The organism is Planococcus antarcticus DSM 14505, from assembly GCF_001687565.2.
GTDB classification, from domain to species: Bacteria; Bacillota; Bacilli; order Bacillales_A; family Planococcaceae; genus Planococcus; species Planococcus antarcticus.
Genome location: NZ_CP016534.2, coordinates 2,733,632 through 2,749,085, shown reverse-complemented (window position 1 = coordinate 2,749,085; position 15,454 = coordinate 2,733,632). Strand labels below are relative to the sequence as shown.

General features: G+C 42.4%; 13 protein-coding genes. 7 read left to right on the top strand and 6 right to left on the bottom strand.

Going from position 1 to position 15,454, the window contains the following annotated elements; all coding sequences use genetic code 11:
- Positions 1-75 precede the first annotated feature (75 nt).
- A complete protein-coding gene (locus tag BBH88_RS13695; protein ID WP_065536675.1) occupies positions 76-1,164 on the top strand; it encodes a threonine aldolase family protein in 1,089 nt (362 codons plus the stop codon).
- Positions 1,165-1,310: 146 nt separating this feature from the next.
- On the top strand, positions 1,311-2,009 hold the full coding sequence (locus BBH88_RS13690) for a DUF998 domain-containing protein (RefSeq protein WP_154669167.1): 699 nt from the start codon (positions 1,311-1,313) through the stop codon (positions 2,007-2,009).
- Between the two features lie 42 nt (positions 2,010-2,051).
- On the opposite strand, the gene BBH88_RS13685 is transcribed toward BBH88_RS13690, so the two are convergent.
- Positions 2,052-2,486 (bottom strand): GtrA family protein, encoded by a 435-nt coding sequence (locus BBH88_RS13685; protein ID WP_083387786.1) that lies wholly within the window; start codon positions 2,484-2,486, stop codon positions 2,052-2,054.
- Between the two features lie 676 nt (positions 2,487-3,162).
- Here BBH88_RS13685 and BBH88_RS13680 point away from each other — a divergent pair.
- Positions 3,163-3,714: a divergent PAP2 family protein gene (locus tag BBH88_RS13680; protein ID WP_006831337.1), complete on the top strand. Its 552-nt coding sequence runs from the start codon at positions 3,163-3,165 to the stop codon at positions 3,712-3,714.
- A gap of 185 nt (positions 3,715-3,899) precedes the next feature.
- Here BBH88_RS13680 and nadA read toward each other — a convergent pair whose 3' ends face one another.
- Genes nadA through nadB form a run of 3 tightly spaced genes read right to left on the bottom strand, consistent with a single transcriptional unit; the run spans position 3,900 to position 7,380 of the window.
- Complete coding sequence (gene nadA / locus BBH88_RS13675; RefSeq protein WP_006831336.1) at positions 3,900-4,994, bottom strand: quinolinate synthase NadA; 1,095 nt, start codon at positions 4,992-4,994, stop codon at positions 3,900-3,902.
- Positions 4,991-5,845, bottom strand: a complete 855-nt coding sequence (nadC, locus tag BBH88_RS13670; RefSeq protein ID WP_006831335.1) for a carboxylating nicotinate-nucleotide diphosphorylase — start codon at positions 5,843-5,845, stop codon at positions 4,991-4,993. Before nadC ends, nadA begins: the two co-directional genes overlap by 4 nt.
- Entirely contained in the window at positions 5,842-7,380 is a 1,539-nt protein-coding gene (gene nadB / locus BBH88_RS13665; RefSeq protein WP_065536678.1) for an L-aspartate oxidase, read from the bottom strand. Before nadB ends, nadC begins: the two co-directional genes overlap by 4 nt.
- A 99-nt stretch (positions 7,381-7,479) precedes the next feature.
- Here nadB and BBH88_RS13660 point away from each other — a divergent pair, with 99 nt between their 5' ends.
- Both BBH88_RS13660 and BBH88_RS13655 read left to right on the top strand, forming a co-directional pair.
- A complete protein-coding gene (locus BBH88_RS13660; RefSeq protein ID WP_065536679.1) occupies positions 7,480-8,610 on the top strand; it encodes an IscS subfamily cysteine desulfurase in 1,131 nt (376 codons plus the stop codon).
- 116 nt (positions 8,611-8,726) lie between these two features.
- Entirely contained in the window at positions 8,727-9,119 is a 393-nt protein-coding gene (locus tag BBH88_RS13655; protein ID WP_065536680.1) for a hypothetical protein, read from the top strand.
- Positions 9,120-9,185: 66 nt separating this feature from the next.
- Here the strand turns inward: BBH88_RS13655 and BBH88_RS13650 are convergent, their stop codons facing one another.
- Positions 9,186-9,575: a DUF805 domain-containing protein gene (locus BBH88_RS13650; protein WP_006831331.1), complete on the bottom strand. Its 390-nt coding sequence runs from the start codon at positions 9,573-9,575 to the stop codon at positions 9,186-9,188.
- A 274-nt stretch (positions 9,576-9,849) separates the two neighbouring features.
- Here BBH88_RS13650 and BBH88_RS13645 point away from each other — a divergent pair, with 274 nt between their 5' ends.
- Positions 9,850-11,310: a trypsin-like peptidase domain-containing protein gene (locus BBH88_RS13645; protein WP_006831330.1), complete on the top strand. Its 1,461-nt coding sequence runs from the start codon at positions 9,850-9,852 to the stop codon at positions 11,308-11,310.
- Between the two features lie 344 nt (positions 11,311-11,654).
- Here BBH88_RS13645 and BBH88_RS19915 read toward each other — a convergent pair whose 3' ends face one another.
- Entirely contained in the window at positions 11,655-12,530 is an 876-nt protein-coding gene (locus BBH88_RS19915; RefSeq protein ID WP_006831329.1) for an acyltransferase family protein, read from the bottom strand.
- Between the two features lie 203 nt (positions 12,531-12,733).
- On the opposite strand from BBH88_RS19915, the gene BBH88_RS13635 reads away from it, so the two are divergent.
- Positions 12,734-15,418: a CDP-glycerol glycerophosphotransferase family protein gene (locus tag BBH88_RS13635; protein ID WP_065536681.1), complete on the top strand. Its 2,685-nt coding sequence runs from the start codon at positions 12,734-12,736 to the stop codon at positions 15,416-15,418.
- Positions 15,419-15,454: the final 36 nt, after the last annotated feature.

Sequence of the window (15,454 nt, the reverse complement as noted above, 5' to 3'; positions counted from 1 at the left end):
TCCTTCTACTGCTCAGAATCGTGTTATAGTAAACAATAAAGTTTAACTATTCTGACATAGATAGGAGTCGCCGTCATGACCAAATCAGAGTTACTAGAAACCTATGAAGAATCTTCACAGCAATTAGCAGGACATGGATGGAGGAACGTAGCTGTTTTAAAAGATGCCTTTGAATCAATTGACGGTGATGTCAAAAGTGATAAATACGGAAGTGGAGCTGTCATCGAAGATTTTCAGCAACAAATGGCTGAGTTTTTAGGAAAGGAAGCTTCGATTTTTTTCCCAAGTGGGACAATGGCTCAACAAATTGCTTTGCGCGTTTGGTGTGATCAAAATGGCGTTAAAAAAGTAGCGTATCATCCCTTAAGCCATCTGGAAATTCACGAAGAAGACGGATTGAAGGAATTGCATGGCATCGAAACTATTTTACTAGCTGATAAAGAACGTGTCATTGAATTGGAAGACGTCACGTCGATGGATGAAGAAATAGCCTGTTTGCTATTGGAATTGCCGCAGCGTGAAATCGGTGGTCAGTTGCCGAGTTTTGAAACACTCCAAGCGATTTCAGCGCATTGCCGCCAAAACGGCATCAAGCTCCATTTGGATGGTGCACGTATTTTGGAATGTCTGCCTTATTACAAAAAATCTATCACAGAAGTTTGTTCGTTATTCGATTCGGTATACTTGTCGATGTACAAAGGAATTGGTGGAATTGCAGGTGCTATTTTAGCAGGTGACCAAGAGTTTATGGCACAAACAAAAATTTGGAAAAAACGCCATGGAGGAGACTTAATTTCATTATATCCCTACATTCTCAGCGCGGAAACGTACTTGGCCCAACGCAAAGACCGGATGGAGGAATATTACCAACATGCAATTGAGCTTGCAGCATATTTTAATTCATGTGAAGGGATGTCAACGATACCGGAGGTTCCAGTTTCAAATATGTTTCACGTCCATTTCCAGGAGGCGCCTGAGAAGATTGCGCCTATACTGACGGAAGCGCAACAATATATGGATTTAGGAGTTACAGGTTATTTAAAGGCTGAACAAATAGGATGTTCATTTGAAGTCAGTTTAGGAGATCAATACAAACTGATTTCTAGAAGTAAAGTAGCAGGTGTATTTGAGAGGTTGGATGAAAAAATGAAAAGTTTGAACTAAATGGAAGCTGTCAAGAAAGTCTGTCGTAGACTTTTTCGGCAGTATTTTGATTGACTTAAAAAGAAAGATACACAAAGCAAAGAGTGGAAGAATTTTTCCGAAAAGTTTATAATTATAGAATATTCGGAAAAAAGGCAGGTGAAAGCATGAAACAACTACGGCACAAGCGCTATTGGCAAACAGGAGCATTGAGCGGCGCAATCAGTGCTGTTGTTTACATGATTCACGTTATTATGGGAGGCATATTATGGAACGGCTACAGTCATATACGTCAAACAATCAGTGAACTAACGGGCAACGGGGCACCGGATGCTGAAATGTTGAGGGTCTTCACCATTGGTTACGGGATTCTTGCGGTCATTTTTTCAATAATTGTTTATGTGCTATTCCGAAAATACCAAGTTCATAGAATTGCTCAGTTTGGAGCTATCCTGCTGCTTATCATGCATATCGCATCGCTGATTGGTTATAGCTTGTTTCCCTTAGAGCAGGGAGGCGAAGTACTGACTTTCGGCAACTTTATGCATTTGGCAATAACCGCTACCGTGGTGATTGCAACGGTCGGTGCAATGTTTGCAATTGGCTATGGGCTATGGTTGACCAAAGATTTTCGGGCTATCGGTCTCTTTACGCTTGCTTGTGCAATCGTTATCGTCCTGGCTGGGATAGCAACGCCGATTGTCTTTAATCGCGAGATGCCGTTCGCAGGACTTGTCGAACGTGTCATCATATTCACCCTGCAACTGTGGACTTTCGTGCTATCACTTTATCTGTACAGGCTGCCTCAAATTGTGGACATGGATGTAAAGCGTCGCGGTCTGATAGAAGTATTTAAAGAACGTTGAAATGCCCGACACGGCAATACCTTGTCGGGCATTTCTTAAATCTTATTGAACTTTTTCCGCTATAGGAACAGTGCGGTCTTTAAAGATGAATTTCTTGCTGAAGACGTAATTGGCGACCAGGACGATAACATTAGCTAGAATTTTGGAAACTGTGCCATTGATGCTCAATAATCCCACCAACAGTATCATGGTGCCTAAATCCATGAAAAAGGACAGCACTCGGAATCCGAAAAAGGAACCCATTTCGGCAAAACGGTCGCGCCAATTGTTGGTGACACTTTTAAAGACATAACGCTTGTTGACGATAAAAGCGAAGACGACGGCGAACAGCCAGGCAATGGTTGTCGAAATGCGGTAATCCAGATGGAACAGCTCTTCACATGCCCAATAGACAACGATATTGACGACAGTGGTCCAACCGCCCATGATCAAGTACATGAGTATGCTGCGCCAGTCTTTTGTTAACAAGTTCTTCATGGAATTCCCCATTTTCTCTAATAAGTTGATTACGGTTTAATGGGTAGTAGAAGTTCATTCTAGCAGATGGGATCTTTCTTTATTTGATGTATCTGCGGTTGCGGAAATACAGTGAAATGGCTCCGACACAACTCAGGAAGGAAATCAATAACCCAGCCATGAATCCTTCCGGTCTATAGTTTAGCGCAATCGCGTACTCACCGTATCATGATTCCTTGACCAAAACGGCATTTCACCGCTTCTAACAAGGTCATGAAACAGATCGGAAAAGTGGATGTATTGATTAAAAGCATCCAAAGCCAATGCTATAAAAAAGCAGTCTTTCACTGAAATTCTATAGAAAATCAACACACCCATGAGAAACACGAGCACAGAGAGTATGACTAGATGAAAATCGATTTTCTTTGCCGTGAAAACGACACCTCGTTTAGACGTTTGATGCGAACTGGATGTTTCGTTTCATTAGCTATTAATATACATGAATACTGATTATTTATCAGCAGGAAATGGTGCACCAGCCGGAATTTATTGAAGAGCCGGACAGATGATTCTAAAATAAACTGGTTTCAGGGAAAATAAGTTAGCGCATCTTTACATATTCTCCTGCGATAATGGGTAAAGAAGTATATCGAACGGGAACTAGATGGTTGCCAAGTTGAAACTGGAGGATGAGCAGATGAGAAAGATGAACCGGGGAATGATTACCTCATTAAGTGCAATCGGAGTGGCGCAGGCTTTAAAAATTGTCACCCATAAAACAGTAACAGGGCAATGGGATTGGAGACAGGCCTTTACGACAGGTGGTATGCCGAGCTCCCACTCAGCAGGAGTTTCTGCACTGGCTTCGTACGTAGCTGCCAATAAAGGCGCACGACATACGGAAACAGCTTTGGCCATCGTATTCGGTGTCATCGTCATGTACGATGCACAGGGTATACGACGCCATACTGGTGAGATTGCGCGGCTGGTCAATGAGCTAGAAGACAGCTTCGTGAAATTTTCAGGAGAATTCCCAAGCTTCGAATTTGTTCAACGCGAAAAGGAATTAAAAGAGCTGCTTGGTCATCAACCGATTGAAGTGGTTGCCGGTGCAGCTTTCGGGACAGTCCTTGGATTGGCTACAGCAGCAATCGAGAACCGCGTCCGTGAAACGGAAGAAAAAAAAGGCCGCTCAAAAGCTCAATTGTCATATGACGGACGTAGCCGCAGATTGACACGATCCCATTAAAAAATACAGCCATTTCTTCGGGGATGGCTGTATTTTTCCGTCCAAATTGGAAGACCGCACCTCGCCCGGCCAAGACCGCACCTCAACACACCAAAACCGCACCTCGCCCGGCCAAGACCGCACCTCAACACACCAAAACCGCACCTCATCAAATAAAAAAAGGAAGGCGTGAAGCCTTCCTTCAGTCACATCATCTTTTCCAATGCCATTTTTGCTTCCGAGGAAGTTTGCGTGTCAACTTGGATGCGGTTGATGATGCGTCCTTCTATCAATTCTTCGAGTGCCCAGGTCAAATGCGGCAAATCGATGCGGTTCATCGTCAAGCACGGACACATGTATGGATTAAGTGACACGATATCAAGATCAGGATGATCGGCAATCAAGCGATTGACCAAATTCATCTCAGTGCCGATTGCCCATTTAGTTCCAGATTCAGCTGCTTTGACCATATCGATGATGTATTTTGTCGAACCGGCAAAATCCGATTGGCTCACCACTTCATAGGTGCATTCAGGATGCACTAGGATATTGCGATCGGGTTCATTGGTCCGCAGGTTGTTGATGTGCTTCGGCAAAAAGTTCATATGGACGGAACAATGGCCTTTCCACAAGATCACTTGGACATCCTCGACCGGGCATTGCGCTTCAAGCTGTTGCTTGATCGGATCCCATATGGCCATGTGCTCGAGCGGAATACCAAGCTTGACCGCCGTGTTGCGGCCGAGATGCTGATCCGGTAAAAACAGCATGCGCTGCTTTTGTGTTAATGCCCAGCGCACCATCGGCTCGGCATTCGAAGAAGTCACGGTGGCACCGCCATTGCGCCCGACAAAAGCTTTGATGGCGGCCGTTGAATTAACGTAAGTCAGCGGCACGATGGTATCGCCAAACAATTCTTGCAGCTGTGTCCAGGCACGTTCAGTCTGATCAATATTGGCCATATCTGCCATAGAGCAGCCGGCACGCATGTCTGGAAGAATAACCGCCTGATCAGGAGTTGTTAGGATATCCGCCGTTTCCGCCATGAAATGAACGCCACAGAAGATAATATAATCCGCAGTCTGCTGTCCGGCAATTTGCGATAATTGAAGCGAGTCACCGGTGACATCGGCGTACTTGATGACTTCGTCTTTCTGGTAATGATGACCGAGTATGTATAAGCGGTCGCCAAGTTCGGCACGTGCCCGTTGCGCGCGTTCATGGAGTGCTTCCGTCGTCGCTTTTAAATAAGATTCCGGCATATCTTCGGTCTGCTGTAATTCTTTTAAGAATGAAGTCATTGATAGAGAGCCTCCTTATGTGAAATGGCTAAGTTCATGCTAATGTCCAGATTGTGTACGCTATGAGTCAAAGCGCCGATTGAAATCACATCGACTCCAGTATGACGGTAGGCAGCCAGATTTTTTAGATCGATGCCGCCGGAAGCTTCTGTGCGGATCGGTTCCGGGACAAGCTGAACCCAAGCAGCCATAGTTTCAGGTGTTTGATTGTCGAACATAATGGCGTCCGGTCGCGCAGCAATTGCTTCCTGCAATTGAGCCAAATTCTCGACTTCTACTTCAATCATGGTCATATGCCCCAGTGAGGACCGAACTTTTTGGACTGCCTGAGTGATGGATCCAGCGGCTGCGATATGATTGTCCTTCAGCATGACGGCGTCATACAGGCCATTTCGATGGTTGAATCCACCGCCGGTCCGAACTGCATATTTCTCGAACATTCTCAATCCGGGCGTGGTCTTCCGGGTGTCGACGATGCGGGTACGGGGAGAACCTAAAGCTTCAACACATTGAGCGGTTAAGGTCGCAATGGCGCTCATGCGCTGCACTAGATTCAATAACACACGTTCGCCTGCCAATAAAACTGCTACTGGTCCTTTAATCCGGGCGATTGCTTCACCTGCTTTCACAAAATCGCCGTCTTTTTTAATAAATTCCACTGTAATTTCCGAATCAAGAAGGTGATAGCCCCATTGAAAGCAGTCAAGTCCTGCAACGACGCCTTCCTGTTTCAAGCGGATTACGGCTTCGCCACGATCTCCTTGGTTGAATAAAACAGAAGACACGTCACGGTCTCCGATATCCTCTAGTAAAAAATTTTTGATAGCCTCTTCCGCTTTTAAGCGATTCATGAAACCGTCTCCTTATGCTGTAATTTCCTTGTTCCTATAGTCACGCCATTTACAGACAGCTGAACGGTTTTTCCTGTCCAATCCTCTGACACTGGTGGTGCATCGATACGATAATGGGCGCCGCGGCTTTCAGTGCGGAACAGTGCGGCTTGTGCAATGAGGCTGCTTGCTGTATAGCGGTGGATTTCCTTGATCTGCTGTCCTGAATAGTGCTGCAAATCAAATCGTAATAACGGAAAATCGGAAGTGAACTTTTTCAACTCGACTCCATCCCTTAAAATACCTACTTGCTCAGTCATGCGCATTTGCAAATCAGCAGGGAGGAGAAATTCTTTTGTCGGCTCTATTAATGGAAAGAACAACTCTTTTTGGCTGAACCCGCAGGTTTGTATTTTTTCTGCCAGACGCTTGGCGAACACAAGACTTTCTAGCAAAGAATTGCTGGCAAGTCGGTTGGCACCGTGAACACCGGTCGAAGCGATTTCTCCGATTGCATAGAGGTGAGGAATGGTTGTTTCACCCCATTCATTGGTTTGGACACCGCCCATATGGAAATGGGCTCCTGGCCGCACAGGAATAGGCTGCTTTTCAGGATTTATATGGTGGTGCAGGCAATTCCTATAGATGGAAGGAAATTTTGCTTTGAAATCCTGAAGATGGCGTGCATCAAGAAAAACAGGACCTTTCTGCTGCCAATGCCATTCGATGGCACGGGCGACGATATCCCGCGGAGCCAGTTCCCTCAGTGGGTGGACATCGGCCATGATGCGCTTTCCTTCCGAATCGATAAGTAAAGCGCCTTCTCCCCGAACTGCCTCGGAAATCAAGCCGCACGAATTGCCATTGATGGTAAAGACGGTGGGGTGGAATTGAACGAATTCCAAATCCTCCAGAACAGCGCCTGCGTGAAAAGCAAGAGACAAACCATCCCCAGTGGCAGCAATGGAATTGGAGGTTTGACTGTATAACTGGCCGATGCCACCGGTGGCCAAAATGGTATGCTGTGCTTGAATGAAGGAGCGTTTTCCAAAGGCGTCTTCCACAGATACTCCTGTACATTGGCCATCGTGCATTATAAGTTCCAAAACGGAACTGTATGGCAAGCGCTTGACCCGGTTTTCAGTCTTAGCTAGTAAATGCTGCAAAAGTTTTTTGCCAGTCTGGTCGCCGCCGGCATGAAGAATTCTTCGGGTGGCGTGTGCGGCTTCCTGACCAAGCGAGGGTTGGCCAGTGGCATCAGCATCAAAGGGTAACCCTTGTGACAACATAGCTTCGATGAGGGCTTGTCCTTCCCAGACCAAAAGCTCTACTCGTTCGGCATCTGCATGGTTAGCTGCAGCGGACAAGGTATCGGCGGCGTGGGATGCGGGATGATCACCTGGACCGATACTGGCGGCAATTCCGCCTTGTGCAAGAGCGGTATTGCTTGAAAACGGATCTTCTTTTGTGAGGACAGCGACCGAAAGGGAAGGAGGAAGAGAATTCGCCAGCATCAAGCCGGCAGCGCCTCCACCGATGATACAAATATCAATCATAAGTTTACACTACCTTTACAAGTGTCTTGACACTATTAATGACACAAAGATAGAGTGATTACAAGGTTAAAATCCTGCGCGATAAGAAATGAGGAAGAAATGATGATTTATTTAGACTATGCAGCAACCGCTCCGATGCGGCAATCGGCTATTAACGCCTATGCAGAAACAGCTAAGCAGGTTTTTGGCAATACCCAAAGCCTGCACGACGCGGGTTCAGCTGCTGCCAATCTGCTCGAGGCATGCCGAAGAACGTGGGGAAGCTTTCTTAATGCCCGGAGCGAGGGGATTTATTTTACGGGCAATGCATCTGAAGGCAATCAATTAGCCATCCGTTCCTTGCTGCGGGGCAGAAACAAGGAACTAAGGGAAATCGTTACAACAAAACTCGAGCATGCTTCTGTTTTAACAGCGTTGCACGAATTGGAGAAGGAAGGATATCGCATCAGGTATGTTCCAGTCGATACAGATGGCATTCTTGATTTTGAGCAATTTCAAAGTCTGGTTACCAAGCAAACGGCTTTGGTCGTGATCCAGCTTGTCAATTCGGAAATGGGAGCCATTCAACCTGTAACAAAATGTGCCGCCTATGCCAAAGAAAAAGCGGTTCCTTTGCATTGTGATATCGTCCAGGCGCTCGGAAAAATTCCGGTAGACATGTCGCAGTTGGGTGCTGCTTCGGCGGTTTGTTCAGGACACAAAATCGGCGGTCCGAAAGGTGTTGGAATAGTTTGGATGGACCCGAGTATCCACTGGGAATCGGTCTATGAGGGAACCACCCATCAGCAGGGCTTCCGTGCTGGAACTGTAGACATGCCAGGAATCGTATCGGCCACGATCGCTGGAAAAGAGGCAGCTGCGGAACAAAGGGAAGTGGCGGAGCATGCAGAAGAGTTGCAGCGATATTTGATGGAGCGGCTTCCGGAAGAAGTTTTGTTGACCGGAAACCCAGCAGGAAAATCACCCTTTATCCAAGGTCTGCTCTTGCCGCATGTTGAAGGGCAGTGGATGATGCTTGAATGCAACCGCCAGCAAATTGCAATTTCTACAGGCACGGCTTGCAAGATCGGTGCAGGGGAAGCGATGTCAGCTATGAACGCCATGGGAGTTGAGCAGGACGTTGCGCGAAAATTCATCCGGATTTCGCTTGCAAGAAATACCACTAGGCAGGATATCGATGCTTTTTTGCAGGTGCTCCGGTCATCGTTGGCAAAATCTGCGCTTTATTAATTTCTTTGTAAAGCTTAGATTAAGAAATTCTAAAGACTCTTCAAAAGGGATTGCGGTGTTTGGCAGATGGTATAAGCTGAGCGTAACGCCTAATCATTTTGAAGGAGGAAGATCATTTGAAAACTTCGTTTTTGAAAATGTCTGTTCCTGTTCTCGCCCTCGGATTTGTTTTGATGCCGCAAGTGGATACACAGGCTTACATGGCACTAAAAGCCCCAGCTTCTGAAGAACAAAAACTAGACGACAAGCCCGGGGCTGTAAGTTTAGGTCCCTACGAGAAAAAATTGGACGCACTCGAAAAAAACCTGCAGTCACTGGTGGCGGAACTGGATGACGAAGAAACTATCAGCTTTGAGCAATATCAGGAGTACCAGTCCACATTGGACGGATTGATCTTGGAATTGAACACTGTGTCTCAAGAGATCGAGTCAGAATCCTCAGCCTTAAATCAGAACTTCAAAGAACTGCTGATCGTTCAGGAAAAGATACACGAAATTGACGTAAAATAGACAACAAGTAAAATTAATCCAAAGAAACCGCAACTGTCATATCGACAATTGCGGTTTCTTTGGATGCTAGTTATTGGCAGGAGCAAAATCATTTAAAGATTGTTTTGGGGTAGGTCCGTATTTATTGCTGCCGGACTGGCTGTCCAATAAAGTGAATATGAACATTGCGATCCATCCAAGGATAGGAATAAAGCTCAACAACAGCCACCATCCTGAGCGTCCAATATCATGGAACCGGCGGACGGTAACGGATATGCTAGGAATTAAAACAATAAGAGAGAAAATAGTAGTTAATAATCCTACTTCAGGTGCAATTTCAAGACCTGCCATCATTTCAATAATTGTTAAAACTACTGAAATAACGGTAATCCCCAGTACAAACATCCAATATTCCTTGCGCCGTGATCTGCCGCTGAAAACAAATGTCTTTCTGAATACATTTAAAAAGTCTTCCACAAAGTCATTTCCCAAAAATTAGTATTTTACTGATCTGATTATACTGGATTAAAATAAGAAATAATACTGCAAATTTAATAATAATTTACATTTAGTTTATTTTTTTAATTGTAAATCTGCTATCTATGATAAAATAATCTTCTGAATAGATAGATTTATTACAAATAGGAAGACTTCGTGACAACTTGCAACCCTGAGTAGTTGTTTGACGTTATAAGGTTTATAATGGAAGAAATTAAGGGGATTTACGCTAGTCCATCAAGGGGGTACAGCTATGATGTGCAATAAATGTGGGAAAGAAAATGAGGAAGGCGCAAAAAACTGTAAGGATTGTGGCCATTCGCTCATGAAAAGAACAAGTAAGAAGCAGAAAAAACGTAATTTCATGTATGCCATCGTATTGGTTTTGACGCTGCTAGGAGTTGGAATTGGTTCCGCACAATTGATGCAAGATGAAGCAGAACCAGCAGAACCGCCAAAAGAAGAACTGACAGCTGAAATAAAACCTGAGCCAGAAGCGCCAGAAGTTGAAGAAGAGCCTGAAGAAGAGCCTGAAGAAGAGCCTGTAATAGAACCTGGTAAAGTGGAAAAGATTGAAGAGCCTGAAGAAACGGTTCCGGCTGAAGAGGAAACTGCGGGTACTGTCACGAAAGTGGAAAACGTCGTACCACCTTCCGAGCAACCAGAAAAAGTAGAGCCTAAGAAAAAAGAGAAAACAGCGATCATCAAGGAGTCACAACAAAAAGTCTATACCGTTTTGACTGAAGGCGGACAAGGATCAGGATTTCTGTTCTCCGACACTGGGATGGTCATAACAAATGCCCACGCTGTAGCTGGGTTCACTGATGTAGTGGTCCGTAACATCAACGGCCAGGACCATCCGGGGACAGTCGTTGGCATTTCAGATGAATCTGATATTGCATTAATCCATGTAGAAGCATTTGAAGGTATCACGCCATTGGAAGTTGAAATGGAAGCAACTGATGTGGGAACTGAAGTTATTGCGCTGGGAAGCCCTGCAGGTATGGAAAACACGGCATCAATCGGCTATTTGACTGGGATCGATCGTGATTTCTACCAGGAATTCACATACGAAGACATTTACCAGATCGATGCTAAAATTGCACCGGGTAGTAGTGGCGGTCCATTAGTGGACGCTACGACAGGAAAAGTCATCGGCATCAATTCATTAGTAATTGAAGAAGGTGATTCAATCGGTTTTTCAATTCCGATGTACTCGATGTATGAACAATTGTCGCAATGGGTGACTACTCCGATGTCGGCAGAAGAAGTCGCAGCCTTGTTCAAAGTTTATGATGACTTTAGTGGCCATGAAGACGAAGATTATGAGTATGATGTCGATTTGGAAATGACATTTAGTGAATCTAACTTAAGCGAATTTATTGGCGATTTCCATTACTACTATGAAACCTCTCTGAAAGAAGAAGACTTTTTCTATGTCCAGAACCTGTTGGTGTATCAAAGCGATATTTACAATGGCATTGCTGAGTACATTACGGAGATTTCAGGTCAGGGAAGAGAATTCAATTTTACAAAGCTCGATATCTCAGGAATCGAGATCTTTGACGAGTATGCTTTGGTGCATACGGAAGAAGCCTTTGACTTTAAAGATACAACTGGCGACTGGTCTATTCAGGAACGAAGCAAAACCTATACTATTGTAATGGATGAATACGGTTTTTACTATGTTTCAGATATTATTAATAAGGAATAGGAATCTGTTAATTTCAAAGCCGCCGCTCAGAATCAAAAGATTCTGAGCGGCGGCTTGTTTAATGCTGAAAAGAATAAAAAAGTCGCATATTTTTGTGGTAAATCATCTCTGATGTAGTATAATAGAATCAATTAAAATTATCTGGAAATTAAAATCCGTAAAATTCTAATTGACAAAAATTCACGTTCTATTCTATCCAAACCACATCGTTTAAAATCTTTGATCCAGAAATTTTTGCCTTTAGACAGAGGATCAAATAAAAAGCACTTCCTCTGAGGAAGTGCTTTTGTAGGCTGTCGAGAAATCCTCGACAGGCTTTTTAGTTTGTTCCCAGAGGCTACGTCTTATTGTCCATAATTAACATTTCGTGATTTCCCATTAAAAGAAGCTCTATTTTGTTTAGGCGTAGGTTCCAAGTACTGTATTTTTCCGGTGAAATGGCGAGTGAGACCGTTTTGATATAATAGGAATGAAACTCCGATACAAGATGAAATCGTGAGAAATGCCATGATTGATACATAAATGTTGTACATAATAATACCGAAACTGATGAGAGTCATCAAAACGGGTACCCATATTTTGTCAGTTAAAAATGTGATAAGTTGTTCGTAGTACTGGCCAATATAAAATGCGACAATAAAGTAGAACAGCCACATAAAGATATGGGTCTTATACCATAGAGGATAGTGCGTCAATATTAACTCTTGATAGGAGTCGACATGAACAAAGCAGTATACATGTGCAAAAGAGATAGCGAATGAAATAAGTATTGGACCAAGAGGATTAACACGCGCCAAGTATTTTCCAATCAGCCAATGAAGGACGTAGAATTGAAAGATAACGATAACGAAAAATCCGTACCATTGACCCAATATTACCTTTTGGAACGCAACTTCCATGAAAGAAGACAAGTCTCTATCGGAGCCTCTGTAACTGACGATTAATCCAATTAATATGTATGGCATTAGAATATATTTTATCCGCTTTGGGAAAAAGCCGGTTTTTAATCCATTAGGATAATTTCTGGACAGCAGAGTTTCAGATAATAAAATGAATATAAGGGTGGAGCAAAGCAAAGAGAACCTTATCCAAAGGATATACTGATCGTAAGCGATTTGGTCAACTTCTACATTTCTTAAGTAATTTGAGATTGAATGTGTAATTACGATAGAAAGACACATAACAGCTCTTATAATATTAATTTCATTTAAATTTTTCACGTAAATTCTCCAATAGGTAACCGATACTGGAAGCAGTAAGGCCAGTTCTTTATTTGATAAAACAAGTAAGCGTATTTACCTGTTCACATTATTCCAATATAAGTATTCTTTCTACGACTGTCCATTCTTTTTTTAATTGACAGAAATTACAAGGATGATAATATAAGACATTGCGATAATAATTTTTTGGGAGATTAGCAGCTATGAATTTAAAAAAGATTTCGAATAAGTTGAAGAAAAAATTAGTGAAAAGAGTAGAAGTGAAAAAGCATTGTTTCAAAGACCAAGATTTGCTCTTTGAATTTAAGTTGTCTAATTTTTTTACGTTGAAAAAGAATATTAAGGCAGAATTCCTGATTAATGAAGAAGTCCATCAACTAAGGCATGAGCTATTGAACAATAGCGTCCTGGTTGTAACGATTCCCCATCATCTTTTGACATTGGTGACTTCAAGTTCACGCGTGCAATTAACCATCAATAATAAAAAGATATGGATCACAGAACATGAAATGTATAAAGCAGGTGATTTTCAGGAGTCCATATTGGTTGGCAATAAATTCTTATCGACCAAAGTAAAAAAAACTATTATCATTAATAACCGGTTTGCTGATTTTTACTTTATGGATCATTTGATTGGTTCTCAAGTCAAATCCCTACAGTATGATGCCCTTACCCTGTCCATAAATATGCTGGATGTGATGGAAGAGGCTGATGTGGAATTTGAACTTTATGCTTTTAATAACTTTCAATTCCGTATACTAACAGGTACAAGAGATGCTGAAAAAAATTTCATCGTGTTTAATGACTTTTCAGAAATGGCGGCTGGTCTCTGGCGAATGTTCCTCCACATCGATAATAAGTTATATCCATTGAACTTAGTGGAACCTTTTGATGAGGTATTCAACTCCTGCCACCACCAAATCCAGGTTCTCAGTCGGAAATCCGTATTTTATTTGGAGTTGATTCCGCACTCTATAGAAATCGAAGCTCTTTCAATTGAGGAAAAACAAGATCACGATTTTCTTCTGACACTTTCACTTATTGGTGGAAACACCGAATTTGAGTGCTCCTTTCAAGTGGATGAACCGAAAAGTGGCATGCTTAGATCTTATCCGGTAGAGCGTATAGATGACCAGCTTCAAACATTTTTGCCGATGAAGGATTTGTTGGAAAACCTTTTTGTTAAACGTTTTTTTCTTGTCGAACATAGTGACGAACCGAAAGTTTACAGATTCAATTTAGATAAGAAACTTCTGCACACCACCACCACTTATTACAAAGTCATATCGAATTCACAATTCGTTAAGTTGAGGTTCTATCGCCGCAGAGATTTATCACTTGGACTAGCCATGACCCAGGCTAAGCTGAAGAAAGCAATCCATGAAGTACAGAACTTTCAAATACGCGGAATAATGGGATCAATTGAAGAATTCATAGGATCTAAAGCTTACTTGTTGATCGAAGATCGTTTATCTCAAGATTCACTTCAAGTTCCAATTACAGGAGAGTTTTCGGTTAACCTTAATAGCCTGGATTTAATTGGAATCAAGAGTAAAGATAAAACGGTGCTTGACCTTTTTGTTGTTATTGAAAACGGTGCAGGAGAGATCATCCGAAAAGAAAAAATTAGATACAACAAAGCTCATTATAGGAAGGACAACTATTACAGCTATAAAAAACAATACGACGATCAAGGCAATGAACATCACTTTATGATTACAACAACCCCGTTTAATAATCTGAAAGTAGAGTCATTCACTATCAGAAGCAACGTGAAGATTCCAATGAATATAGATGTGAAAGATGAAAATATTTGGTTGATTGGAGAACGCACCAATACAGCCCAAGACAATGGAATCGTCTTTTTCAAGTGGCTGCAGAAAAACACATCCGTTGAATCCTATTATGTAATAGAAGAAGATAGTTCTGATTATGAGCACATCAAAGATATTCCAAACATTTTGTTTTTTGGCTCGGACAGGCATTTTGAAATTGCTTTTAAAGCCAAAGTCTTGCTTGGTACTCATGATTTAGAGAATATCCTGCCCTATAAGCCGGCAAGAGGCTTTTTCGGCTACGAAGAAACTGTCAAAATCTTTCTTCAGCATGGCGTGTTGGGCCGCAAAAATGTTGAATACCACAAGAAAAATTACGATATGCCATTTGATTTGTTCATTGTCAGCTCAGACCCTGAAAAGCAAGTCATTGTCATGGACGAGATGGGTTATGAGGACCAGGAAGTAGCAGTAACTGGTCTAGCTCGTTTTGATAATTTAATCCAAGTTAACCCTCCGAGAGACATTTTATTGATGCCAACTTGGCGTGACTGGATCAACACGGATGAACAGTTTTTAAAAAGCGAATACTTCCTTGCGTATTCTAACTTAATACAAAATGAAAAGTTGCATGGCTTGCTTGAGGAGTATAACGTAAATATCAATTTTTATCCGCATTACCGAGCGCAGGACTATTTTCAGAGTGAGATTGAAAATATGCATGAACGCATTAAATTCATTCCACTCGGCTCGCAGACTGTTCAACAGTTATTGATTGATCATGCTTTGCTGATAACGGATTACAGCAGTGTCAGTTTTGATTTCACACTGCTAAATAAACCGGTTGTTTACTATCATTTTGATGTCGATCGCTTTTTCCGAAAAGGCATATTGCGTCCGATTGAAGAAACTTTCATTGGAGGTATTGGTTCTTATGAAGAAGAGCTCATAACAATCATTGAAGACAGAATTAAGAGTGATTTTGCGAATTTTGAATACGAAATTACCGGTATTATTAAATATCAAGATCAAAACAATAGCCAGCGAATTTACGAAGAAGTTCAAAAGCTGATTGAAGCTAAAAGAACTTCAAGTGTTATAGGTTCTTTATGAGAGTGTCGATATCGAGTAATACCTAAATGCATAAGA